14 protein-coding genes and 1 riboswitch are annotated in these 26,622 nt (G+C 36.2%); of the genes, 9 read left to right on the forward strand and 5 right to left on the reverse strand.

The features are described 5' to 3' along the window. Positions 1-3: 3 nt before the first annotated feature. From bshC to pckA, 5 genes are all read left to right on the forward strand, one after another. Positions 4-1,590 carry a bacillithiol biosynthesis cysteine-adding enzyme BshC gene (gene bshC, locus KYG33_RS16560; RefSeq protein WP_219072090.1) on the forward strand — a complete coding sequence of 529 codons (1,587 nt, stop codon included), beginning with the start codon at positions 4-6 and terminating at the stop codon, positions 1,588-1,590. Between the two features lie 38 nt (positions 1,591-1,628). Next, positions 1,629-3,596 carry a LysM peptidoglycan-binding domain-containing protein gene (locus KYG33_RS16565; protein ID WP_228408611.1) on the forward strand — a complete coding sequence of 656 codons (1,968 nt, stop codon included), beginning with the start codon at positions 1,629-1,631 and terminating at the stop codon, positions 3,594-3,596. A 71-nt stretch (positions 3,597-3,667) separates the two neighbouring features. Next, positions 3,668-4,543: an ACP S-malonyltransferase gene (gene fabD / locus KYG33_RS16570; RefSeq protein WP_077413532.1), complete on the forward strand. Its 876-nt coding sequence runs from the start codon at positions 3,668-3,670 to the stop codon at positions 4,541-4,543. A gap of 10 nt (positions 4,544-4,553) precedes the next feature. Next, positions 4,554-5,459, forward strand: coding sequence for a GYDIA family GHMP kinase (locus tag KYG33_RS16575; protein ID WP_219072091.1), 906 nt, complete (start codon positions 4,554-4,556; stop codon positions 5,457-5,459). A 127-nt stretch (positions 5,460-5,586) separates the two neighbouring features. Beyond that, positions 5,587-7,203, forward strand: coding sequence for a phosphoenolpyruvate carboxykinase (ATP) (gene pckA, locus KYG33_RS16580; RefSeq protein ID WP_077413534.1), 1,617 nt, complete (start codon positions 5,587-5,589; stop codon positions 7,201-7,203). A gap of 81 nt (positions 7,204-7,284) precedes the next feature. On the opposite strand, the gene KYG33_RS16585 is transcribed toward pckA, so the two are convergent. Further along, entirely contained in the window at positions 7,285-7,692 is a 408-nt protein-coding gene (locus tag KYG33_RS16585; protein ID WP_077413535.1) for a type II 3-dehydroquinate dehydratase, read from the reverse strand. Positions 7,693-7,936: 244 nt separating this feature from the next. After that, a riboswitch (SAM riboswitch) is annotated at positions 7,937-8,035 on the forward strand. 83 nt (positions 8,036-8,118) lie between these two features. Between KYG33_RS16585 and KYG33_RS16590 the strand changes: the two genes are divergently transcribed. Both KYG33_RS16590 and KYG33_RS16595 read left to right on the forward strand, forming a co-directional pair. After that, positions 8,119-11,055, forward strand: coding sequence for a SusC/RagA family TonB-linked outer membrane protein (locus tag KYG33_RS16590; RefSeq protein ID WP_219072092.1), 2,937 nt, complete (start codon positions 8,119-8,121; stop codon positions 11,053-11,055). Between the two features lie 17 nt (positions 11,056-11,072). Then, positions 11,073-12,566 carry a RagB/SusD family nutrient uptake outer membrane protein gene (locus KYG33_RS16595; protein WP_077413536.1) on the forward strand — a complete coding sequence of 498 codons (1,494 nt, stop codon included), beginning with the start codon at positions 11,073-11,075 and terminating at the stop codon, positions 12,564-12,566. Between the two features lie 236 nt (positions 12,567-12,802). Here KYG33_RS16595 and KYG33_RS16600 read toward each other — a convergent pair whose 3' ends face one another. From KYG33_RS16600 to KYG33_RS16615, 4 genes are all read right to left on the reverse strand, one after another. Continuing rightward, positions 12,803-13,363 (reverse strand): hypothetical protein, encoded by a 561-nt coding sequence (locus KYG33_RS16600; protein ID WP_139348456.1) that lies wholly within the window; start codon positions 13,361-13,363, stop codon positions 12,803-12,805. Beyond that, positions 13,353-19,970: an RHS repeat-associated core domain-containing protein gene (locus KYG33_RS16605; RefSeq protein ID WP_219072093.1), complete on the reverse strand. Its 6,618-nt coding sequence runs from the start codon at positions 19,968-19,970 to the stop codon at positions 13,353-13,355. Before KYG33_RS16605 ends, KYG33_RS16600 begins: the two co-directional genes overlap by 11 nt. A 117-nt stretch (positions 19,971-20,087) precedes the next feature. After that, positions 20,088-20,573: a hypothetical protein gene (locus tag KYG33_RS16610; protein WP_077413539.1), complete on the reverse strand. Its 486-nt coding sequence runs from the start codon at positions 20,571-20,573 to the stop codon at positions 20,088-20,090. Positions 20,574-20,579: 6 nt separating this feature from the next. After that, complete coding sequence (locus KYG33_RS16615) at positions 20,580-21,428, reverse strand: hypothetical protein (protein WP_077413540.1); 849 nt, start codon at positions 21,426-21,428, stop codon at positions 20,580-20,582. A 360-nt stretch (positions 21,429-21,788) separates the two neighbouring features. On the opposite strand from KYG33_RS16615, the gene KYG33_RS16620 reads away from it, so the two are divergent. Both KYG33_RS16620 and KYG33_RS16625 read left to right on the forward strand, forming a co-directional pair. Further along, positions 21,789-22,112, forward strand: coding sequence for a DUF6660 family protein (locus KYG33_RS16620; RefSeq protein ID WP_077413541.1), 324 nt, complete (start codon positions 21,789-21,791; stop codon positions 22,110-22,112). A 147-nt stretch (positions 22,113-22,259) separates the two neighbouring features. Beyond that, positions 22,260-26,621, forward strand: a complete 4,362-nt coding sequence (locus KYG33_RS16625) for a CusA/CzcA family heavy metal efflux RND transporter (protein ID WP_077413542.1) — start codon at positions 22,260-22,262, stop codon at positions 26,619-26,621. Position 26,622: the final 1 nt, after the last annotated feature.

Consider the following 26,622-nt stretch of genomic DNA (forward strand, 5'->3'; position numbering starts at 1 on the left):
AGGTTGAAAACAATAAATAAAATATCATTCAACGATATAGAAAGCATTCCTCAATTGGTAAAAGATTTTTTAAATCAGAAAATTGAGGGTTTTGAAAATAATACATTTTCTTTAGATCATTTTAAACAACAGATTCATTTGAAAAAAGACTCTTTTTCATTAAGGAAGAGAGAAATTTTATCAGAGGTATTTGAAGGCCAGCTTTCAAGTCTTTCCCTTTCTTCAAAACAGAAGGAAAATCTTGAGAATCTTAAACTGCCCAATACATTTACTATTACAACGGGACATCAGCTGAACCTGTTTTCGGGACCTGTTTTCTTTGTTTATAAAATTCTGCAGACCATAAAGACATGTACCTATCTGAAAGAAAATTTTCCGGATTTTAATTTTGTTCCGGTATATTGGATGGCTTCAGAAGATCATGATTTTGCTGAGATCAATCATTTTAAAACCGATAATAATTATTATGAGACCAATGAGAAATCCGGTGGTCCGGTAGGAAGAATTGAGATCAGTGATACCTATTTTATTTCTGAATTTGAAAAAGAATTCAAAGATTCCATTTTTGGAACCGAGCTGATCTTAATGATGAAGGAAGCTTATAAAACAGGAAACACTTTAACGGACGCGATTAAGATTCTTGTCAACCGTCTTTTTTCAGAATTCGGACTTTTGATTCTGGATGGAGATTCTAAAGAACTTAAAAATCAGATGAAGGAGATCTTTAAAGATGAACTTCTTCATTTCAGTTTACAGAAAACATCTAAGAGTAAAGTAGATTTTCTGACGGAAAAATACGGGAAAGTTCAGGTAAATCCCCGTGAAATAAACCTTTTCTATTTTTCTGAAACCAGAGACAGAATTGAATTTAACGGACAGAAATACATTATCGTAGATAAAACGATTCAGTTTACAGAAGAAGAAATACTTGCTGAATTGGAAAATCATCCGGAAAAATTCAGTCCCAATGCTTTAATGCGTCCCGTGTATCAGGAAAATGTATTACCGAATCTGGCTTATATTGGAGGAAATGCTGAAATTATGTACTGGCTTGAACTTAAAGATTATTTTTCAAAAATTAATATTCCGTTCCCTATACTTATTCCAAGAAACTCGATGCTCTTCCTGAAAGAAAAAACATTAGGGAAAATTGAGAAACTGGATCTTAAAATAGAAGACTTTTTCCAGAATTTTACCGTACTCACCAATCATAAAATTTTAAAAGACAATCCGATTTTACAATTACTCAACGAGAAAGAGGAGTTGCTGATCAGCAGTTTTTCAGCGTTGAGAGCTTCGGCAGAAACCACTGAGAAGTCATTTGGAAATATGGTGAAGGCAGAAGAAGTGAGACAATTGAAGTCTTTCAAAAGAATGAAAAAACGTCTGCTCCATGCTGAGAAAATAAAACAAAATGAGTTACTGGAAAGACTTGAAAATCTGTTTTTAGATGTTCATCCAGCTAAAACATGGCAAGAGAGAGTCTATAATTTTAGTGTATTCTTTTCAGATTATGGTTATTCGTGGCTTGAAAATTGTTTGGAAGAAATGGTGGTTCAAGATTCCAAATTAATAATTGTTGCCATTTAATTTTAAAGAAGTATTTTTGTAAATTATAATTATCGAATATGATAAAGAGGTTTTTTATTCTATCCAGTTTATGTATGGTTTTGGGAGTTTCAGCCCAGAAATCACATACGGTTGTGCAAGGTGATAATCCTTACAACATTGCCAAAAAGTATGGAATGACTGTAGATGAATTGCTGAAGCTAAACCCAAAACATAAAGATGGCAAGCTGGCTATCGGAGATGTTTTAACTATAAAATCAGAGAAAGCAGCCACTCCGGTTGTCACAAAAACAGCTCCAGTAGAAAAAGTAACTTCAAATACAAGTACTTCTTCCATGGGTAAAATTGTTTTGCAGCCAAAGCAAACGATCTATGGCATCACAAAACAATACAGAATTTCTGAAACTGATTTGAGAAAACTGAATCCTGACCTGGACTCCCACATGAAAATCGGAGATGAAATCACCTTACCTCTTGCAAGCATTAAAAAGTATGGTGGTACTCAACAAGCTGTGACAGTAGAAAAACATGCTGAAGCTCCTGTAGAAAAAACAATAACAACGATTACACCTACAGTTGTTACTACTTCTGTAGAGGGAGAATCCTATTTGATTCAGTCTAAAGATAATTATTACAGAATTACAAAACAATTTGGAATCAGCCAGCAGGATCTTTTTGCTTTAAATCCAGGATTGGAAGAAAAAGGACTTAAACCTGGTGAAACCATTAAAATAAAAACATCCAATAATAACACACATACTGATAGTGTTGCTGAGACCGCAAATCCAAAAGCAAAAATGGATTCTGGGAACGAAAAATCAACTACCTCTACCAATGTTGTTGCAGGAGATGATTATGTAACCTATACCGTTCAGCAGGGAGATACTGTATTTTCCATCGTGAATAAATTCGGTGTTTCTATAGATGAGCTTATTGCTCTTAACCCGGACCTTTCTCATGGGTTGAAAACCGGAATGGTTTTAAAGATCAAAAAACAGGATGCAGCATATAGTAAGAAAAATGGTGATGCCCTTAGTGTGATCCTAATGCTTCCATTCGGGTACAGCACAAACGAAACGCAGTACAGAGCAATGGCACTTGACTTTTTAACAGGAGCTAAGCTTGCTATTGAAAGGAATGCCAGAGGAGGACAGAAACTGGATGTCAAAATAGTAGATTCTGGAAATGAAGCATCATTCAAAAATTCTTTGACACAGATTAACCCTGATAATACAGATCTTATTATCGGACCTTTCTTTAAATCTAATGTAATTGATGTTCTTGATTTTACAAAAAATCAGAAAATCCCGATTGTAGCACCATTTGCCAACACTCCGGAATTATATAACTATAATAATCTTATTATCGTTGAAACCAACAATCAGACGTATGCTGATAAGATTGTAGAAGAAGTAAAAGGAATTTATTCTGACCAGAAAATATATGTAGTGGCAGATGCCAAAAAAGAAAATGCCAATTACATCAAAGCTGGGCTTGAAAAAGCTGTGAAAAATCCTAATATCATTATTGTCAACTCTCCGGCGGATATTCAGCCTGATCAGAATATGATGACAGGTCAGTCTGCACCGGTTATTGCTATTCTTGCTAATGATGATAATGCAGCAGGAGATGCTTTTGCCAACAGAATTATTGCTATTTCTAAGGAAGTACAGGGCGTGAAAGCGTTCAGTATGTTCTATTCTCCAACTTTTGAGAAAAAAGTTGATGAGCTGAGCCAGGCTAGTTTGGTCTATCTGATGGATAGAAAGATCAATACAGACGGTACCTTTGAAAAAGAAATACTGGCTGCTTACAAAAGCAAATACTGTAAAACTCCACCAAAATATGCTATCGTAGGTTTTGATGTTGTCAATGACATGTTAACCAGAGAGAATAAAAAAGGTGAAATCTTTAAACAGATGAATAAAGTTCAGACTCAGCTTGCTACAAAATTTGAGTTTGTAAAATCTAAAGCTAACGGTGCTTATGTAAACACGGGTTACAGAGTAATCAGACTGGTACCTTAACATGATTTATTGTTCTTTAAAAGAATATTGTTAACATTATAGTTATATTTGCATAATATTTAATTTAATACATGAAAGCACTTGTATTTCCAGGGCAGGGTTCTCAGTTCGTAGGAATGGGAAAAGAATTGTATGATTCTAGAAAAGATATTAAAGATCTGATGGAATCTGCCAATGAAATTTTAGGTTTCGACATTCTTTCCATTATGTTTAACGGAACGGACGCGGATCTAAAAAAAACAGAGGTTACCCAGCCTTCAATATTTATACATTCAGTAGCAGCATTAAAAGCCGTAAACGGTCTTGGTGCTGAAATGGTTGCAGGACACTCTTTAGGAGAGTTTTCAGCATTGGTTGCCAACGGAGTTCTATCCTTTGATGACGGTTTGAAATTAGTTTCCGAAAGAGCAAAAGCTATGCAGGCTGCTTGTGATGCCAATCCAAGTTCTATGGCTGCTATTTTAGGATTAGATGATGCTAAGGTTGAAGAAATCTGTGCGCAAATCAGTGGAATTGTTGTTCCTGCAAATTATAACTGCCCGGGACAATTGGTGATCTCAGGAGAAACACCAGCAGTAGAAGAAGCTTGTGCAAAACTGAAAGAAGCAGGTGCTAAAAGAGCATTGTTACTACCAGTAAATGGAGCTTTCCATTCACCATTGATGCAGCCTGCACAAGAAAGACTGGCAGCAGCTATCGAAAAAACAAAATTCAGAAAAGCAACTATTCCTGTATATCAGAATATCACTACAACAGCGGTAACGAATCCTGACGAAATCAAACAAAACCTGATCGACCAGCTTACCGGTCCTGTAAAATGGACGCAGTCTGTTCAGAATATGATTAAAGATGGGGCATCCAACTTCGTAGAAGTAGGACCAGGAAAAACCCTTCAGGGACTGATCAAGAAAATTGACGGATCAGTAGATGCTGCTTCTGCAATCTAACTAAAAATATATGAACGCGATATTTTCACCGGGCAAGCTTATGCTTACTTCAGAATATTTCGCAATCGACGGAGCTCTTGTCTTAGCGGTACCTACCAAGCTGGGACAAGAGTTTTTCTTTGAAGAAAAAGAAGATGAGAGGTCACTTATTCTTTGGGAGGCTTATCATCAAAACAAATTATGGTTGAGGGCGGTCATTGATTATAAAAACTGGCAGGTCTTAGAAACCAATATTCCATCAAGCGCTGAATTTATTGTCAAAACATTAAAGAATGTTCAGCAGCTTTCTAATACTAAATTCAAATTCAATCTTACTTACCACTTAAAAACTAATCTTCAGTTTCCTTCAGACTATGGTCTTGGTAGCAGTTCTACTTTGATGAACAATCTTGCAGAATGGGCTGAGATTGATCCTTTTCATCTTAATGCAATTAGTTTAGGAGGAAGCGGATATGATATTGCAGTGGCAAAAGAAAAATCTGCAGTTCTATTCCAAAGCAAACCTGAGATTAAATATGAGAAGGTAAATTTCAATCCTTCATTTAAAAATGAACTGATTTTTATTCATTTAAATCAGAAGCAGGATAGCAGAGAAGGGATCAACTTTTATAAATCAAAAAAGAAGTCTCCTGAATTGATTGAAGAATTTTCAAATATCACAAAAAAAATAATGTTATGCAGTGAATTGGAAAAATTTTCCGAATTAATGATGATTCATGAGCGTAAAATTGCTGATTTTCTTGAAATATCCACAGTTAAAGAAAAAATATTCTCAGATTGCCCTTCTTTTGTCAAAAGTTTAGGCGCATGGGGGGGAGATTTTGTAATGAGTGCCAAATTTGGGGACTACAAGAACTATTTTTGGGAGAAAGGTTTTACAACTATTTTTGAATGGGAAAATATAATTTATTTATAATCAAACCATTACGATCCTGTTTTTTTATTTGTCATTCTGACTTATATCAGTATATTTAAACCACCTTTAACAAATAATTAATATTATTTTTGTTGAAGTCAATAAAGAAATAGAAAATATAAGTAAAATGAAAAACACTAAAATCATCCAGGATTTAGAGAAATTAGGGATTAAAGGAAACTATGAAGTAGTGTACAATCCTTCTTATGAAGAATTATATCAGGCTGAAGTTTCTTCTGAAAATCAGGGATTTGAGAAAGCTGAACTTACAGAATCTGGCGCGGTATCAGTAAAAACAGGGATTTTCACAGGTCGTTCACCTAAAGACAGATATATTGTTCAGGATGATGTTACAAGAGATACAATTTTCTGGGATGGTAAAGTAAATTTACCTACATCAGCAGAAATTTTCGGTTCTTGTAAGGAACTAGTGATGAACCAGCTTTCTGAAGCTAAGAAGATTTATGTAGTAGATGCTTTTTGTGGAACAAATGCAGATACAAGACTTAAAGTAAGATTTATTGTTGAAGTAGCATGGCAGGCACATTTCGTGACAAACATGTTTATTCGTCCTTCTCACTACGAACTGGAAAACTTTGGTGAGCCGGATTTCACAGTAATCAACGGATCAAAAACAACAAACCCGAACTGGGAAGCTCAGGGATTAAACTCTGAGAACTTTATCATGTTCAACCTTACAGAAAAACTACAGATCATCGGAGGTACATGGTATGGAGGTGAAATGAAGAAAGGAATGTTTGCCATGATGAACTATTACCTTCCATTAAAAGGTATGGCTTCAATGCACTGTTCTGCAAACGTAGGAGAAAAAGGTGATGTTGCTTTATTCTTTGGTCTTTCAGGAACAGGTAAAACTACTTTATCGGCAGATCCTAAAAGATACCTTATCGGTGACGATGAGCACGGATGGGATAACAACGGAGTATTCAACTATGAGGGAGGATGCTACGCGAAAGTAATTGATTTATCAGAAGAAAAAGAACCGGATATTTTCAGAGCAATCAAGAGAGATGCACTTCTTGAAAACGTTGTAGTGAACAATGGAATAGCAGATTATACTGACGGATCTATCACAGAAAATACTAGGGTTTCTTATCCAATTTACCATATCAACAAAATTGTATTGCCTTCTAAAGCAGGTCATGCTAAGAAGATTGTTTATCTTTCTGCAGATGCATTCGGGGTACTTCCTCCGGTTTCCATCTTAAATGAAGATCAGGCTCAATACCACTTCCTTTGCGGTTATACATCTAAATTAGCCGGAACAGAAAGAGGAATCACAGAGCCTCAGCCATCTTTCTCACCTGCATTTGGTGAAGCATTCCTTACATTGCACCCAACAATGTATTCTAAAACATTGATCGGTAAAATGCAAGAGCACGGTGCTAAAGCTTATTTAGTAAACACAGGATGGAACGGTAGCGGAAAGAGAATTTCTCTGAAAGATACCAGAGCGATCATTGATGCAATCATTGACGGTTCTATTGATAATGCTCCTAAAACTCAGGTTCCAATCATGAACCTTGAGATTCCTACTGAATTACCAAACGTTTCTACAGGTATTTTAGATCCTAGAGATACTTATGAGAACGCTTCAGACTGGGAAGAAAAAGCAAAAGATCTTGCTTCAAGATATATCAAAAACTTTGAGCAGTACTGTGATACTGAAGAAGGTAAGAAATTAGTTGCTTCAGGACCTCAATTACAAGAACAAACTATCTAATAGTTATTTATAACATACAGAAAAGCCTCATCATCGATGAGGCTTTTTTATTTCTAATTTTTCGCAGATATTATTTGAAAATTACTTTAAGCTTAATATAGCCAATCTATATCCATCCATTCCAAAGCCAGATAAAACTGCATCCGTATTAGCAGCTGTCACAGACTTCTGTCTGAATTCCTCTCTTTTATAGATGTTGCTGATATGAACTTCTACTTTGGGTTTTCTGATATTTTTTAGACAATCAGCAATCGCATAGGAATAATGGGTGAAAGCTCCCGGATTAATTACTACGGCATCAAAATCATCTTTCTGAAGCCTGTTGATAAGCTCTCCTTCAATATTTGACTGATAATATTTTAATTCATGAGATTGAAACTCGGATTTTAAAATTTCCAAATAGTTTTCCATAGAGATATTTCCATAGATTTCCGGTTCTCTGGTACCTAACAAGTTGAGGTTAGGTCCGTTTATAATCAAAACTTTCATACTATAAAATTAAAAACTTTTTTTAATTAAATGCTCAAAAATTTCCGCACAAATTAACGTTCGTTCAATTGTATTATTAATAATGATATTTATCATGTTTGATAAAATGGTAATGATTGCAACTCCTTACAGTAATGGGTTTTATTAAAATCTTATGTTAATTTTTGAAAATTTATCATGAAAAATAATAAGTCTACTTGTTTTGTAGACTAAAAGTTTTTAGCTTTGCAACCATATTTCGATCGGCTTATAAAGAAAGATGGAGGGAACTGACCCTGTGAAATCTTGACAACCTACCCATTGGGCAAGGTGTTACGTTCAGCCTTTTAAGGAAAAATAAGCATTTGGTTTATCGTATTTATCGATGCCCTTTGCTGATTTTTCTGCAAAGGGCAAAATTTTAATATATGATAAATGAAATTGATTATGATTAGCAAAAATTTATTCGCTTTTAAAACTTGGATACCTCCGGTTGCTGCATTTTTTCTGGGAGTAACCAGTGTACATGCACAGAATTCTAAGCCGGAAAAGGACAGTCTTCATGAAAAAGAAATTGACGAAGTTGTAGTCGTAGCCTATGGAAAAGCAAAAAGAAACAGCTATACCGGTTCCGTTGCTACCATTTCCAGCGATAAGATCAACAACAGACCTGTAACCAATATTACCAAGGCATTGGAAGGGCAGGTTGCCGGGATTCAAACGACGAGTGCATCAGGACAGCCAGGAGCGGTTTCTACTATCCGAATTAGAGGGATTGGTTCTATAAGTGCTTCCAGTGATCCTTTATACGTAGTAGACGGAATCCCTTTTGATGGAAACCTAAATTCTATCAGTCCAAGTGATATTGAATCTATCAGTGTTTTGAAAGATGCCACTGCGAGTGCGTTGTATGGATCAAGAGGAGCAAACGGGATTATCATCATTACCACAAAATCAGGTAAAAAAGGAGAAGCTAGAGTTAATTTTAATATCAGCCAGGGATTCTCCGGAAGAGCCGTAAAAGATTACGAACAGGTAAATACAGATCAATACTTTCAATTATATTGGGAAGCCTTGAGAAACGGATATCAGTCCGGAAAAGTGTCTTCTCAACAGGCTGCACAGATGGCAACAGATAATCTTGTTTCTACACTTGGGATCAATCCATATGGAACAGGATATCCAAAACCGGTGGGAACCGATGGGAAATTATTACCCGGAGCATCACCACTTTGGAATGACGACTGGAGGGATATTTTGCAGAGAGTTGCTTCAAGAAATCAGGTAGATCTTGATATCAGCGGAGGAAGTGAGAAGAGCAATTATTTCTTTTCATTGGGCTATCTTGATGATAAGGGAATGGCTATTGAATCAGGATATAAAAGATACAATACCAGGTTAAAGATCAATTCTGAAGTAAAAAAATGGCTGAATGTTGGGGTAAACTTAAGCTATACAAACAGTATTCAGCAGGCGCCCACTTCTTCAGATTCCAATTCAAGTAATATCATCAATGCTGCAAGATTTATTCCTTCATTCTATCCTTATTACGAAAGAAATGCAAATGGAAGCTATATTTTGGGTGCAGATGGAAACCCGATTTATGATTTCGGAAAATACAGACCAACAAGTGCGCTTCAGAATCAAAATGCCGCGGCAACACTGCCATTAGACAAAAACGAAAATAAAGAAGATAACTTCTCAGGAAAAGGATTTATGGAATTCACTTTCTTACCGGAGTTGAAATTCAAGACAAGCTTTTCTGTTGATTTGGTGAATTATAACGGACATTATTATTCAAATCCATTGCTGGGACAAGGCGCTGAGATTGGAGGTTCAGTAACGAAAACCAATACCAGAACACTTTCTTATACAACCAGTAATATTCTGACATACGATAGGAAATTTGGGAAACACCATGTAAATGCTTTAGCAGGACATGAATTCTATAAATATGACTATCAGACGATTTCCGGAACAAGAAGCCAGTTTTCTCTCCCTTATTATTATGAACCGGATGCTGCTTCTTTACTGGGAAGCTTCAGTGGGAACAGTAATAAATTGAGCTTATTGAGTTTCCTTGGAAAAGTAGAGTATGACTACAATAATACTTATTTCCTGTCTGCATCAGGAAGAGCAGACAGTTCTTCAAGATTTGAAAAGGATAACAGATGGGGGAGATTCTGGTCAGTTGGAGGTTCATGGAAAATTTCCAATGAAGAGTTTGTAAAAAGCCTGAATGTCTTTAATCAGTTGACATTACGTGCCAGTTACGGAGGTCAGGGAAATGATAAATTACTTCGACCAAACGGACAGCCGCTTTATTATGCTTATCAGGAGCTGTACAGATTTATCAGTCTTGGTGGAGAACCGGGAACAACACTTGAAAAAACGGCTACCAATAATGTGAAATGGGAAACCAACCTTAATTTAAATGTAGGATTAGAATTCGCTGTTCTGAATAACAGAATTAAAGGAAATATTGAATATTTCAAAAGAAAAAGTCAGGATCTTCTATTTAACATGCCAGTGGCACCATCTCTGGGAATTAGTGATTATCCTGCCAATATTGGAACTATCCAAAATACAGGATTTGAATTTTCATTATTCACAACCCCAATTAAGAATGATAATTTCCAGTGGAATGTAGATGTAAACCTAAGCACCTTAAACAATAAAGTTACCAAGTTACCTTCAGGGCCACTTGTAGTGGGACAAACCAAGCTATTAACGGTAGGAGGTTCCGTATATGATTTCTATATTCCGGAATGGGTTGGGGTAGATCCAAGCAATGGAAAGCCATTGTGGAAAACGGTTTCTACAGATGCGAGCGGAAATTCAGTAGAAGGAACTACCTCAGAATATTCAAAAGCAACAAAACTCTTGCAGGGTTCTGCTTTGCCTAAACTGACCGGAGGAATCAGTACCAGCATTACCTACAAAAATTTTGATTTTTCAGGATTGCTGACATTCAAAATCGGTGGAAAAATTCTGGACAATGATTATACTTCCATCATGCACAACGGAAGTCTGGGAGGACGTGCATGGAGTGCTGAAATGTTAAACAGATGGACGCCTGATAATCCTAATACGGATGTTCCGGGCTTGAGTACAACAACAAATAACTGGACGTCAAACTCATCCAGATTCTTATACTCAGGGACATATGCAAGACTTAAAAATGTAAGCTTAGGATATACACTTCCTGAGGATTATTTTGAGAAAATCGGACTTAAAAAGTTCAGAATTTATATTCAGGCAGAGAATCTTTTAACCTTCTATAAACATAAGGGAATGGATCCTGAACAGGCTTTGGATGGAACCACCTATTACAGATACCCTGCAATGAGAACAATCACTTTTGGTCTTCAGGCAATACTATAACGTTTAAAATTGAAACAATGAAAAAATTAAAATATCTATCGTTTGCACTTATCGGATTTTTAGCGTTGACAAGCTGTGAAAGCGATCTGGACACTGCTCCGACTGATCAGGCTAACAGTGTGGAAGTTTTCAAAACTGCTGAAAGTGCAGAAACTGTAGTAAACGGTACCTGGGCAAAATTTAATAACGATGGAACTACCTATGCTAATATTGGATATTCCACTGTTTTAAGAGCCAGTGATGCAATGGGAAGCGATGTAGCTGTATTAACCAATAAGTATGGATTTGCTTCTACTTACGCTTTTACAGAAATGGTAAACAGTACGGCTTCTCGTCCGTTATTTATCTGGACCATGTTGTATTCTACCATCAATAATATGAATAATGTTATTACAAGAATTGACGGGACAGAAGGAAGTCAGGAGAAAAAAAATCAGGTGAAAGGACAGGCAAAAGCATTACGTGCCTTCTGTTATTTGAACCTTGCCAGCTTTTATCAGTTCAGCTATCTGAAAGATAAGTCAGCTTTGACGGCTCCCATTTATACTGAACCTTCTACAACAAGCACTGTAGGAAAGAAAAGAGCAAGTCTTGAAGAGATTTATGCTTTGATTAAAAGTGATCTTACCGATGCTGATAATCTATTGAAGAGCTATACAAGAAATAATAAAGATAAAATCAACCGTGCTGTGGTCAACGGACTTCTTGCCAGAACTTATTTGAATACCGGTGATTGGAGTAAAGCTTCAGCATCTGCAAAAATAGCAAGAGAGGGTTTTCCTCTGATGGCTCCGGAAAAATATAAAGATGGTTTTAATGATATCAACAATGCGGAATGGATCTGGGGTCATGGACAAACACAGGAACAGTCTGATGCAAGTTATGCATTCCATTATCTGGATGTGTCTTCATCAGGAAGTTATTATTACAGCTTTATGGCGGATCCTTATTTTAAAGACCTTTTTGATGCCAATGATATCAGATCCCAGTTATTTTCATGGGACGGGCAGAAAGGAAGAGAGGGATTGCTGAGATATGCTAAGTTTAAATTTAAACCAACCCTTATTGCAGATATCGTTTACATGAGAGCTGCAGAAATGTACCTGATTGAAGCTGAAGCTGAAGCCAGAAATGGAAATGTTCCTCAGGCGGTAGCCGTTTTGAACCAGTTGAAATCTGCCAGAAATGCCAATATTTATAGTGGTTCATTATCACAGAACGATGTGGTAGCAGCTGTTTTAGTCGAAAGAAGAAAAGAATTATTTGGAGAAGGTTTCTCTCTATCAGATATTATCAGAACGCAAGGAACAGTGGTAAGAAAACCATTTGTTGATGCTGAAGGTAAGCCTGTAAAAGTTCAGATCACTACACCGGATGGAACAGTGAAAACCGTAGATGGTAGAGGTCATTCCGTTCTTGATTTTCCGGATAAAACGGCTTTTACTCCTAACAGTAATTATTATTTATTCAGTATTCCACAAAGAGAAGCTGAAAATAACCCGAATTTATAAGAGGACATACTTATAATTAGATTTGATTTTTAGCCACAGCGTCTGCGGTGGCTTTTTTGTTGGGTTCATTATGAATTTTGAAACAGCATAATGGGTATATTATTTTCGTTAGACCGAAATTCAGATTTCCTGTCAGGGAAAGAGAAAGGATATGTTCCTGTTTTTTTACTTAATTACATTGAAAAAGCCGGCTCAAAACTAATGACTGAGCCGGCTTTTCTGAATTAATTTACTTATTATTTTAAAATTATTTTAATGTAATTGGATTCAACCGAAGTAGGATACAATGAAACATTATCTTTTAAGTTTATAATACCTTCATTTATATATTGAGCATTATACACTAATTTGAATTGTACAGTTTTCCCTTTATATCTATTTTTAATCAAATAATAGTTCTGATATTGCTCATAAGCAGATTTGTTTTTTTCTAAAAATATGAGCAAAGGAAAAGCAAATTCGTAAGATTCATTAGGGCTGAGGATGAAGAAATTACTTTTTACTTTTTCATAATCTACCGGATAGTTATGGTTTTGATCTAATTTAATATTTTCTATTTTATATCTATCCTGTTTAAATAGGGTAATATCTTCAAGATCAAAACCGTTATTAAGTGTTGTATTCATCGTTTTACTGTATTGGTACAATAAAATTTTTTCTTTGCACTTACTTGTAAATCTCACATTGAGACTATCATTTTTATCTTTATGAATCGTCATCTGTATGCAGTTTTTCTGAGAAAAAATAACGATAAACTGAAAAATTAATAGCAATGATAATATTCTTTTAGTATCCATTTTTTTTAAGCCAATCTTGATATTGTTGTTTTTGAATTAAATCTCCTGCTTTGGCACCATTTCCATAGGCTCTTTCTTCCATTAAGCGATCCGTTTCACGCTTACCTAATTTACTAAGTTTTCCTTCAAAATAACCGCTTATATAATCAATAGCATGAGTAAATTCGTGAACAAATGTACCTGCCAGATTAAGATATGAGGTAAAAGCTTCTTTAAATATGGTAATTTGAGTTACTGTTGTTTTAACTTCTGTTTTGATGACTTTCCCAAGTTGTATATACTTAGTTTTATCAGTTTTATATGCGGTGTTAGCCTTAGTTTCATTACCAGAGCTGCCACCATCCTTAATAGGGATATATCCTGTTTTTTTTGCTAAATTAGTGATTGTTTTTAACTTTCTCATTTTTGCTACTTCAGCTTCAAAATTGGAGTAATCTGGAACTCCTGCCGGATCTATTTTACTTTTTTCCATGTCGTCTATTAAATTATCAGTCGTAGGTGGTTTATGTTTAAGATAGTTAAAGGCTGTTACCATAAGTCCTTGTCCAGCTCCCACCCAAAAATTTCCACCTCCAAGTACAGAACCTACACCTCCGCTGACAGCACCGTTAAGCAAAGCAAAACCATCACTTCTTAAAATGCTGCTATCACCTACATTATTTGTAGCGAAATTCAATAAATCATTAGAAACACTTGCAAAAGCCCCACTTAATAATCCACTCCAGAAATTTCCTCCTTGTACAAGAGATAATGTGCCCTGTGCTATTGCATGGGCCCCAGCTCTGGCGATAATAGTTCCTGTTTTTCCGAGGGCATTTGCGACTTCACCTCCCGCTTTGAAAATATCTCCAATACCATTGCTGATACCCATAGACATCATAGACATTGCGACAGATTGGAACATGCTGCCAATATTAATTGGCCTGTTTAAATAATAATCTGTAGCTACAGAAGTAAATATAGCAATTCCTATAGCAATAAGGGCATCATCCCATCCCATGATCTCTCCGGTAAAGTCATTAAACATCAATGGGTTGTTCATTACATACCCGTATTTGTTGTAGTTTTGGGTATTATAAGGATCCTGAATAAATTCATCGGCATTTAAGAATCTTCTCAATAACGGGTCGTAAAGTCTTCCATTCATGTGAATGATTCCTACTTCCATAAAATGCTCATGAGAAGTATACCCTCTTTCCAATAGCAGACCTCCATTGTTTACAATTTCTTTTATTTTGTTAATGTTAGTTTCTACTGCTCCGCTTCCTATTTGAAGATGGGTGAAATTCCCCCATGCATCAAAATGTCTTTGTTCTAATTTATTTCCGCTTTCGTCACTTATTGCTAAGATGCTGCCTAAATAATCTTTGTGCAGGAATTTATAGGATCCGTTTTCCTCAGTATAGTTTTTTAAATATATAATATTACTTTCATAAGGAGAACCGTCAATATAAAGGATGTGTTTCTCTTTACCTGTGGTATTATCTCTTACGATTTCATAGCTGCCATCTTCATTGTAATATTTTGTAAACTTTCCATCTTTATCCGTATCAAAATTTCCACCATAAGTTACTCTTTGTCTCATCGAGGCCAAACCATACTGGAAGGCTACATCTCCTTTCTCTCCATCAATAAAAACAGGATCATTATTTTCATTATAAGAAATACTTTGGATAAGGTCATTCTGATAATTTTGTTCTCCGGCAGGATTCAGGGTCATCCCGGTTGCCTGATAAATTTTGGTAGAATTTTCAAATTTAATTTTTCCAATCTGATTATTTTCCAGGATTCTCCCTTTGCTGTCATAGACGTTAGAGTTTTCCTGTCCGTTTGTAGGATTTGTCCATGAGATTAATCTATTGTTGTCATCATATTTGAAAAGCTCATTGATATTGAAATCTCCTCCTGTAATTCTACTGTCAAGTTGGTTTTTTAATGCATCAAACTGATATTTGATATGTAAAAGATTAGACTTAACAGGCGACCCATGTTTGGTTTCCTTTAGAACATTAGTAGTAAGATCATAATCATTAATAATTTCTGTTGTTCCCAGTTTGGATTTTAATACCTGGCCTTTTGCATTGATTTCGTTCAGTTGCCAAAGTATTTTACCGGAATTTTTATCCTTTATCTGATAAAGTTCACCACTCCAGTCGCTGTAAATATTTTCAATGTTTACTTTTGTCAGAATACCTGAAGAATACAGCTGTTTTTCATAAAAAACAACTCTTGCCTTGTCGTCATAAACAATTCCTTTCTGTATAAAATATTTACCGTTACTGCTTTCTGATGATGAAAGTAGTCTTCCTTGTGGATCATATACAATACTGGAACTGTAATTTTTCCCGTTTGAGGTACCGGACTTTGAAATAAGCCTTCCCTTGTTGTCATAACTATAAGAAATAACTTTATTAGTAGCCTGGCCGCCATCTGTAGTTGAAATTTCCTTTTGAGAGGTTAGCTGTCTTTGATTGTTATAGGTATATTCTTTTGTTCCCTTTGGACTTGTAACTTTTTTAAGTTGGCCCATCCCATGATACTCATATTTGTATAATCCGTTGGAAGGATCATTAAATTCTGATTTTCTACCCCATGTGTCATACTTGGTAGTAACAATATTCTCATTATATTTAGCTTGAATCTGTTCTCCAGCGGCATTATATGAAAATTGGATTGTTCCTCCTTTATCGGTGGTGGAAATAACATTTCCTAAGGCATCGGTGGTTTTGGTGGTTATCCTTTTATTTCCGTTAATTTCTTCTTCTGTTGTTGTGTTGCCGGAAACTGAAACTTTTACCTGTTTCCCATTAAATGCTGTTGTTGTTATCTTGGCTGGGAATACTGAGTCATCGAAAGAAATGGTGTTCCATTTATTAGAACTTTGTCCTTCAAAATAAGGCTCACTTTCAGCTGTTTTTCTTCCAAGTACATCATATATTATGTCACGAGAAATATATTGTCCTTGTTTAAATGCTTTGGAGGATTCTTTATACTCCTGTCCCCATTTGTTGGTGTATTTTTTTGAAATATCTCCATCCGGATCATATTCTATAACAGTTGAATTATATAAGTTATCTTTTACATATTCATAGGTGGTAACTCCGGAAATGTTTGTTTTGGATTTCATTAATTTACCCCACGCGTCATACTCATTTTCTAAAGTATTCCCCAGAGGATCAGTCTTTTTAGTGACTAATCCCAAATCATTGTAAAGGGTATTGGTCTCTAATCCTAGGTCATCTGTAGATTTAATAACAAATCTACCTTTATCATCATATTGATAATTGGTAATTTGCTTCTGAGAGTCAACACTATTTAAATTTACTTTCTGAATTACATTTCCAAAATTATCATAATTGTATATTTCAGTTAAAGCCCCTGTATTATCCCTATTACTTATTTTATAGATTTTGAGAAGATTATTGTTGTAAATGTATTCCTCTTTTGTTGATTTGGTGTCACCATAAGCCTTAACAGTTGTTGTTTTGGTCTTAGGTTTTCCTATGCTATAATTGGTTCCTGTGGTTGTGTCATGAGGGAAATATTCTAATTCTGACGTTGAAATAGAAAATCCATCATTAATATTTACGGTAGATTTTTTAGGAAGATATAAATTATCATACTCTTCTACAGTATGTACCGTTTTGATGTTCTTTAAAAAGTCTTTTGATGTAGTGATGTACGGATTGATCGCAAGAACAGCCTTAGATTTTTCCGTATCGGGAATTACCGGAACTACAGCTCCGTTCAAAAGTTTATCTATTTTGTAGTCATACTGTTTAAATGATAATAATTGAGTATTGTTCAATGAAATATCCGCAGGGAATATTTTTGATTCATCTGCTGTACGTATACTCCAGTCTTTATAAGGTAATCCTTCGTTGGCAGGATTGATTTCAAAGCCGTTCCAAACTTTGGTATTGACTAATGCATCACTGAAAAACGTTGATCTGGCTGTTTGTCTGAAACCAATCATTCCTTTTCCATGAAGGTTTCCAATTAAGTCCCTGTATCTGAATTCCTGTTTACGATCCCCTTGAATCAATCTTGAAACAACAAAATAACTATAGTTTTCGGTGATGTTGATGTAAGGGTATGCAATCGGATTCGTAGTATAGAATGACTGATAGATGTTTCCTGAATTTGTTAAAGGAGAATATTCTACAACGGTTTTTATTCCGGCCTGACGTATTGACTTAATTTTGGAAATTACATTAAGTTTGCTTCCCAAATCCCAGGTAATCATTTTCGTTCTATGGATAATGGCAAAATCAGTATTGAGCTGGGCTATACGAAACGACCCGAATAGAGGTCTGAATTGCTCGCCATACATAGAATAATTGCCTATTTCTCCATCCCAGTTTAATTCTACTGGAGCAAGACTGTGAGCATTATTAAATATAGGTTTACCATTACTGTCAACACCATCATTTCTCAGGAAATTAAAGCCATAACTGGAATCAGGATTGTTCCAATCGGTCCAGCCGTCTCTGTTCCACCTTTGGGATTCAAAAATTAAGAGATCACTTTTTCCATCTTTATTTAAGTCAGAGGTAGTATATGTTCTTTGAATCTGTCTGTTCTTTCTTAAACTTCCCTCCCACCAAGGTTCATACAGGAAAAGATTAGAATAATAGTGTTTTACAAACCCTGCGCCTGTAGACAGATACATTCTCCAATCTGAGGAACCATCAGCGATAGGAGCCATGATATCTGTTTTTCCGTCTCCGTTAAAATCACCCAGATAAATAACATCATTGAAGGATTCTTTTGTAGTGGAAAAAGCCTGTACAAATTTGTTCTGTGTGTTTAATTCATAGATGTAAATATTATTATCCTGAATTTTAAGCAGATTCGATTTACCTTCGCCTTTAAAGTCGGCTATTTTAAATTTTTCAAACTCATCACTATCTTGTTTTTGCAGAACTCCGGTTCTGGTATTGTAATAGAACGTTTCTGAAAGATACAGTGAATCAAAATATTCAGACCATTCTCCAGGGCCATTTGGATACCCATATGCTACATTTTCAATGCTTAACAGAAAATCTGAAACTCCATCCCCGTCAAAATCAGCCTCTTTGATTTTGCATTTAAGATCATTGTATTCGATGATGAGGTTGTTATACAGTGTTCCTCTGATTTCTGTGAATAGTTGAGGATAGCTGCTTAGATCAATTTTTTTTGAGGATATCAACTCAGCCTTACCATCAATTACTTCATAGGTTCTTATCAAAACATTTTTTTCTTCAAATGAAGTCTGAGAAGTAAAAAATACACTTTTGTTGAGCAGGATATTGTTTTTAATTCCTGTTCCAACACCTAAAAACTTGCCTTGATAGGTTAAATTATAAAACAGTCCCGAATTCTCCAATCGGTTAATCATTAAGGTCTTGTCCTTTATGAAGTCCAGTTTTCCGTCCCCGTTAAAATCTCCGGAAATAACCTCCTGATAACGGTCATAAAGGTCATCATATCTGCTGTCTTGCCAAAGAGTATTGGTAGCAGAAGGATCCTGCTGATACTGAATGTTTATTGGGTTAGCATTTGCCCCGGCAGAATTAGATTCAGTAATTTTACTTAAAAACTGATAGTTTGTTTTATTTTGAATGTACTCAAGTGAATATTTCTTAAACAGATTTCCGTTTGAATTTACTTTGATCTCAGATAAGATCATACTTTGAGTATACGTTAACCCTTTTATGTAGGTTTGTTCTTTTAAAATTCTGTCAGCATAGGTAAATTCAATGGAGTTAAAATGGCTTTTATTCTGCTGTTCATTACCACCCCATGCTATATTATGTATGGTAGTAACTCCTTTTCCCTGTACATAGTTGTAAGAAATATAATTTCCTTGTGCATCTTTCCATTTGCTGATATTATATTCAGCTGAAGTTCTTGCATCGGCATTAAGACCATACCATGCTTTTGAACCGTCTTCAAATGTAATTTCAAAATAAAGCGGTCCATTCTGTTCAGGATTTACCCCTACAGATTTTATTTTAATATTAGAATATTTTGCAGGAACATATTCTGCTCCGTCTTTGCCGTATTCACCTGATTTCAAAACTAATCTCTCTCCATTGAAAGAATAATAATCAGTATAATCCCATTGGATTCCCTGAGGTTTCCCATCTTTTTCAATAGTTTTTCCGACTCTGGAAATTGATGTTAATCCGGATAAATTCCAACCATATCCGGCAATTCCATTTCCGGAACTGCTGGTATACACCAGATTTGTTTGGGGTGCTACGGTTTTTATCCCGGGAGGCAGCGCGATAGGTAAGGTGAATTGTAGTTGGCCGCCTCCATTTACCTCTATGTTTCCTTTCGTATCATGGAATTTGATACTATCTATTTCTACGGTTCTGGAAGGATTATTAATACCTGCCTGTGAATTTGTTGGTCCGCCACCCGGATTATCTGTTGCAGGACCTATTTTAGCCAGAAACGGATTCGATATGTTTGATTTAGCATGAAATCCTTGTGCCATAATCACCGATTGCGGATCCTGGACGGTCCTTGAGGTAGATTCTGTCTGGTAAAGTATGGTCTGTGAAAACCCCCATACTGAGCACAGGAATAACATCAATGATGAAAATAATTTCATTGTTTTATTAGTTATTTTTAATGATTGTTGAATAATAATAGATAGATTGAAATCAGGTTAAATAAAATGATTATAAATCTTTCAATGCTTTAATTTCTGAATCCCTCTTCCTATTTTTTATCTTTTGGTTACGTTTCTGCCAAAGACTCTTCCGTCTTTTAGAGTAAATCGGAGAATGTAGACACCCCAGTCATATCCGGTCATATTGATTTTGATCTGATTGTTCAGACCTGGAAGATTTTGCTGCTGGAATTTCCAATGAACATTACTGTGTTGATACAATGAAACGGACTCAATCAGTCCGTCTACTTCTTCGGTCCAATCGATGGTTAAATAGTCATTTACCGGAACCGGGTAGAGTCTGATTTGTTTCCAGAACGTTTTTTCATCAATGGCAGTTGCTTGCTTATTGACTGCAGGGACCTTTGCTTCCTCCTGTAATTGTATTTCTTTTGGAACAGACTGTTCAGCTTTTTTACCTGCCGCGTTAGTTCCTCTGTATCGCTGATTTCCAGCTTCGTCATATTTGAAATAGACTTCTGTTTGTGAATAGCCTAGAAAACTAATCAACAAAGAAAAAACGGAAAGTAGTTTTCTTTTCATTGGTATTTATTTTTGAGAGGATAAAAGTTTTTGAATTTGTTTTTCTAATTGTTCAATTTTCTCAGACTGATATTTTAAAACTTTGCTTTCTTCCTGAAGTTGTTTATTTTGTTGTATCGAATAAAGAGTCAATTCTTCAATCTTTTCAAGAAGCCTTGCATCCATTTCCCCTAAATTAATTCCGTCTTGTTCCACTTCTTTGGCTGACGGAATATTGGGTAAATGTCCTTTTTCTGAAATATGTTTTTCTACCTCTTCTAAAGAACGAAGCTTATAGTCTTTTTTGAATACATAATCTGCCCATCCATTAGCGGCAGGATTTTCAACTTTTATCTGTTCTGCTTTGATTCCTTTGCTTACATAGAAAATAAAGTTAGGGTCACTGTCATATTGATCTGTTCCCACGGTTACTTTTCCCGTATTGAAAAGCACCATTAAGCTTTTATGTACAGCATCTGAAAAACGGACTCTTGAAATCCCTGATGAATTGGGAGTACTGGTATCCGAATTGGGATCAATAACATTATTATTGTCCATATGAATATTCAGATTATGCCCTCCCAATAACCTCATAACTGCATCATTAGGTTGTGCCCAGCCGGAATAGCAGCTATTGCAGGGAGAAAGAGCCAGTTGTAGATTTCCGGTACCGGGAACTCCACTTCCGAGATTGATGCTCTGTCCCTCGAGTTTAAACATCTGCTGATTATTCAGTTTAAAAATCAGCGGTTTGTTATCTGTCGTTCCAATGAAATGAGTAGGAGGGTTGGTTCCTGAATTTCCGGTAGTATTCCAGCTTTGTGCAAAAATACTCGTGGTAGCCATTGCAAAAGCAAATAGTAATGTACGTTTCATAAGTAATGTATAAATTAGATTGTAAATATTTTAAAGTTGAAAGAAATAAGGATATTTCTAAGTAATTGTGAATTGTTTTATCTCTTAAAGTGGTAATTAATCTATTGCAAAGATAATAAATAGACACCTTAAGGTGTCTTAAATTGTTTTTTATTCCAGTTTTGAATGGAGTTCTTGATTTGTGAATTATAATGAAGAATACATCAAAAATAATAGCATTTCTTTTAAATAATAAATAATGATTTTTGTGAAAATATGTTTTTTGGAAAAAATGCATGGCAGAAGAATATCTTGATTTTTATCATATATTTAAAATCACGGAATTCATCCATTTTAGAAAAAATCTCTACCTTTGTCACAATGAACCTCTTAAGATGGATACTGGCGATTTACTTCCTGGCATTATCATTAATGCCATGTGAAGACACGTCCCATCCATTGAATACAGGCGATAATAAGATTGCAGTAAGTATTAATGGTGCTCATTCTACAGAGAAAGGAGATATCTGTTCTCCGTTGTGTGCGTGCAGTTGTTGTCAGATGACAGTTTCAGCATTTAAAATGGATGCTTTATTAGAAATTCCGGAGCAGATTCCGGCTTATTTTTCTAAGAAGATCTTATTTCACAAAAACGACTTTGCTTACCAGATTTACGATCCTATCTGGCAGCCTCCTAAAATTTAATTTTTATTGATTTTTAGAAAGTTATACTTTCTAATGATAAACTATGCTTGAAACTTTGCAATACCATTGCAGAGGTTTTCAGGATATTTTTGCTGCAGTATTTTATACTGTGTGCATTCACTTTTCAATAAAAATTACATATCAATCGTGTTAGATAAAATCATAAAATTCAGTATTAAAAATAAGGTGATTATTGGCTTGATGACCCTGGTACTGATCATCTGGGGAACATGGAGTGCCACCAGATTGCCAATAGATGCTGTACCGGATATTACCAACAACCAGGTGCAGATCATTACCGTATGTCCCACTTTGGCAGGACAGGAAGTTGAACAGCTGGTTACCTTTCCCATTGAGCAGAGTATTGCCAATGTTCCCGATATTCAGGAAACAAGAAGTATTTCGAGATTTGGACTCTCTGTCATTACAGTGGTGTTCAAGGAAAATGTTGATGTTTACTTTGCAAGACAGCTCATTAATGAACAGCTGAAAAGTGCAGTGGAAGAAATTCCAAAAGGAGTGGGAACTCCGGAGCTGGCTCCCGTAAGTACAGGTCTTGGAGAGGTGTACCAGTATATTCTTCACCCTAAAAAAGGAAGCGAAAAGAAATACAATGCCAAAGAACTCCGAACCATGCAGGACTGGATCGTCCGAAGACAACTGAACGGAACTCCCGGAGTTGCTGAGATCAACAGTTTCGGAGGTGAATTAAAACAATATGAAGTGGCTATTGATCCCAATCGTTTAAAAGCAATGGGAACAAGCATCACTGAAATATTTACAGCGCTTGAAAAAAACAATCAAAATACAGGAGGAGCTTATATTGATAAAAAGCCCAACGCCTATTTCATCCGTGGAATTGGATTGGTAACTTCTCTTGAAGATATTAAAAATATTGCGGTTAAAAATGAGACCGGAAGCGTTCCTATCTTCATAAAAGATGTAGCTGATGTTCGTTTGGGAAGTGCTGTTCGTTACGGAGCATTAACGTATAATGGAAAAGTTGATGCTGTAGGTGGAGTAGTCATGATGTTAAAAGGTGCCAACAGTAATGAAGTGGTCAGCAATATAAAAGCAAAAATTCCGACTATACAGAAATCTCTTCCGGATGATGTTATTATAGAACCATTTCTGGACAGAACAGACCTTGTAGACAGAGCGATCAATACCGTACAGAAAAACCTCATCGAAGGAGCTTTGATCGTTATTTTCGTGCTTGTAGTTTTCTTGGGCAATTTAAGAGCCGGGCTTATCGTAGCTTCGGCCATTCCGCTTTCCTTGTTATTTGCATTAGGAATGATGAATGTTTTCGGGGTAAGTGCCAACCTGATGAGTCTTGGAGCGATAGATTTCGGATTGATTGTAGATGGTGCGGTTATCATTGTAGAAGCCACATTACACCATTTGGGAGTAAGGAAATCTGTCCGCGCATTAACGCAGTCTGAAATGGATGAAGAAGTATTCCTTTCCGCATCAAAGATCAGAAGCAGTGCTGCATTCGGGGAAATCATCATTCTTATTGTATACATCCCGATTCTTACATTGGCTGGTGTAGAAGGAAAAATGTTTACCCCAATGGCAAAAACAGTAGGATTTGCTATTCTGGGAGCTTTGATTTTATCCCTGACTTACATTCCAATGATGAGCGCTTTGTTTTTATCCAAGAAAATTTCCCATAAAGAAACATTCTCTGATAAAATGATGAACAGCCTGCAAAAGGTATATCAGCCATTATTACAGAAAGCAATAAAAGTAAAATATATCATTGTTTCAGCAACCGCTGTCGTTTTTCTTCTCTCAGCATTTATCTTCAAAAATATGGGAGGTGAATTTATCCCGCAGCTGCAGGAAGGGGATTTTGCATTTCACTGTATTTTACCACAGGGAAGCTCATTGAGCCAGAGTATAGAAACCTCTATGCAGGCATCAAGAATTATCAAACAGTTTGATGAGGTGAAAATGGTTGTCGGGAAAACTGGTTCTGCTGAGGTTCCTACAGACCCGATGCCTCCCGAAGCTACAGATATGATCGTGGTATTAAAACCGCAGAGCGAATGGAAAACTAAGAAATCCTACAACGAACTGGCGGATGAGATCAGTGAAAAGCTTGAAACAATTCCCGGAGTGTTCTTTGAGAAAAATCAGCCTATTCAGATGCGTTTCAATGAACTGATGACCGGAATCAGGCAGGATGTTGCCGTAAAAATTTTCGGAGAAAACCTGGATTCCTTAGCAGTATATGCAGATAAAGTAGGAAAAATCATTCAGACAGTAGACGGAGCTACAGCCCCTCAGATTGAAAGAGTGAGTGGTCTTCCACAGATTAACGTGCAGTATGACAGAACAAGAATTGCTAATTATGGATTAAATATCGAAGATGTCAACAATGCAGTAAGTACAGCCTTTGCAGGAAAAGCTGCCGGACAGGTTTTTGAAAATGAAAGACGTTTTGATCTGGTAGTCCGTCTGGACAGTCTTCACAGAACTGATATTTCAGATGTGAACAACCTGATGATCACCTCTAGTACAGGAGTCCAGATTCCATTATCGCAGGTAGCGAATATCAGTTACAAACTTGGCCCTGCACAGATCAGCCGTGAGCAGGGAAAACGTAGAATTGTTATTGGATTCAATGTAAAAGGCCGTGATGTGGAAAGTGTGGTGAAAGATATTCAGGCAAAACTGAACAAAGTGGAACTTCCTTCAGGATACTACTTTACTTACGGAGGTCAGTTTGAAAATCTGCAGGAAGCAAGCAAACGTCTGATGATTGCTGTTCCGGTATCATTGCTTCTTATTTTTATGCTGCTGTATTTTACCTTCCGCTCATTCAAACAGGCAGCGTTGATTTTTACAGCGATTCCTATGAGTGCGATCGGTGGTGTATTTGCGCTTTTAGTGAGAGATATGCCGTTCAGTATCAGTGCCGGGATTGGATTTATTGCTCTTTTTGGAGTTGCAGTACTGAACGGAATTGTTTTGATCGGAACATTCAACCAATTAGAAAAAGAGGGTGAAACCGATATTCTGAAGAGAGTATTTGAAGGAACGAAAACCAGATTGAGACCGGTATTAATGACGGCAACAGTAGCCTCACTGGGATTTTTACCAATGGCTATTTCTACAGGTGCCGGTGCTGAAGTACAGAAGCCTTTGGCAACTGTAGTGATTGGTGGTCTGGTAACAGCTACATTCCTTACACTATTTGTTTTACCGATGCTGTATATCATTTTTAACACGAAAATTTTGAAAAGAAAAAGTAATAATACGGGAATGTTTACGGCGGTTCTTGTTGTAGGATTTATGATGCTGGGACAGACTTTTAAAGCACAGTCCAGACCTATTTCTGTAGAACAGGCGGTAGAGCAAGCAGTGAATAATAATTTAACCCTGCAGTCAAAAGACTTAAGTATTAAGTCTGCTGAAGCTTTAAGGGCAACCGCAAAAGAACTCCCGAAATTAAGCCTTGAAGCTCAGCTTGGACAGTATAACAGCCCAAAGTTTGACCAGTCGTTTGCAATCTCACAGAGTATTCCTTTTCCAACACTTTTTAAAGCAAGAAAAGACTTAATCAATGAGAATATTAAAAGCAAACAGATTGATAAGGAAATTACAGCGAATGAACTAGTAAAACAGGTGCGTACTTACTATTATCAGATTGAATATTTACAGTATAATAAAGCTCAGCTGACGAGGCTGGACAAATATTATGAGGAATTCATCAGAATTGCAACCGTAAGATTCAAAGCGGGTGATATCAAAAAGATAGAAATCAGTACTGCAGAAACCCAAAAAGGAGAAATTGATCTGCTGCTCAGACAAAATGAAGTCTTTCTGAATAATGCCTATAAGAATTTAAAGACCCTTATGAATACGTCAGAAAATCTTGAAGTTCCGTTTAACAAAGATTATGTTCCTTTAAAAGCAGAAAATGTACTCGACAGTGCAGTGGTAGCCAACAATCCGTCTGTAAGAGCCTTTTACCAGGAAATGGAAATTGCTGAGAAAAATAAGAAAGTTGAAAAATCTCTTGGACTCCCTGATTTCAGCTTAGGATATACCAACCAGTCTTTGATTGGTCTTCATACCATCAACGGGCAGGAGAATTTTTATAACTCAGGGAAACGTTTTCAGTCGGCAACGGTAGGAGTGGCTATTCCTTTGACTTTTGGAGCGACAAAAGCTAGGATTCAGGCTCTGGAATATGACAGACAGGTTGCAGAAACCAATGCGAAAATGCGGCAGAAACAACTTTCCGCACAGTTGGACAATGCGTTCAGTCAATACCAGCAGGATATTCAGCAGTATGATTATTACATAAGTCAGGCGTTGCCAAATGCTGAGAAAATTGTAAAAGCGGCCCAGTTAGGCTATAAAACAGGAGAGATCTCCTATGTTGAATATCTTTTTGCCCTGCAGACGGCTACAAACATTCAGCTGAAATATCTGGAATCTATCCAGCAGGTGAATCAATCTGTAGTAACTATTAATTCAATCATTAATAAATAAT

It is taken from the genome of Chryseobacterium sp. D764, from assembly GCF_019317325.1.
Lineage (GTDB): Bacteria > Bacteroidota > Bacteroidia > Flavobacteriales > Weeksellaceae > Chryseobacterium.

Excerpts from the sequence above, each read along its gene's own strand:
- KYG33_RS16565 (WP_228408611.1), top strand. The coding sequence starts at position 1,629 with ATGATAAAGAGGTTTTTTATTCTATCCAGTTTATGTATGGTTTTGGGA.
- fabD (WP_077413532.1), top strand. The coding sequence starts at position 3,668 with ATGAAAGCACTTGTATTTCCAGGGCAGGGTTCTCAGTTCGTAGGAATG.
- KYG33_RS16575 (WP_219072091.1), top strand. The coding sequence starts at position 4,554 with ATGAACGCGATATTTTCACCGGGCAAGCTTATGCTTACTTCAGAATAT.
- pckA (WP_077413534.1), top strand. The coding sequence starts at position 5,587 with ATGAAAAACACTAAAATCATCCAGGATTTAGAGAAATTAGGGATTAAA.
- KYG33_RS16585 (WP_077413535.1), bottom strand. The coding sequence starts at position 7,692 with ATGAAAGTTTTGATTATAAACGGACCTAACCTCAACTTGTTAGGTACC.
- KYG33_RS16590 (WP_219072092.1), top strand. The coding sequence starts at position 8,119 with ATGATTAGCAAAAATTTATTCGCTTTTAAAACTTGGATACCTCCGGTT.
- KYG33_RS16595 (WP_077413536.1), top strand. The coding sequence starts at position 11,073 with ATGAAAAAATTAAAATATCTATCGTTTGCACTTATCGGATTTTTAGCG.
- KYG33_RS16600 (WP_139348456.1), bottom strand. The coding sequence starts at position 13,363 with ATGGATACTAAAAGAATATTATCATTGCTATTAATTTTTCAGTTTATC.
- KYG33_RS16605 (WP_219072093.1), bottom strand. The coding sequence starts at position 19,970 with ATGAAATTATTTTCATCATTGATGTTATTCCTGTGCTCAGTATGGGGG.
- KYG33_RS16610 (WP_077413539.1), bottom strand. The coding sequence starts at position 20,573 with ATGAAAAGAAAACTACTTTCCGTTTTTTCTTTGTTGATTAGTTTTCTA.
- KYG33_RS16615 (WP_077413540.1), bottom strand. The coding sequence starts at position 21,428 with ATGAAACGTACATTACTATTTGCTTTTGCAATGGCTACCACGAGTATT.
- KYG33_RS16620 (WP_077413541.1), top strand. The coding sequence starts at position 21,789 with ATGAACCTCTTAAGATGGATACTGGCGATTTACTTCCTGGCATTATCA.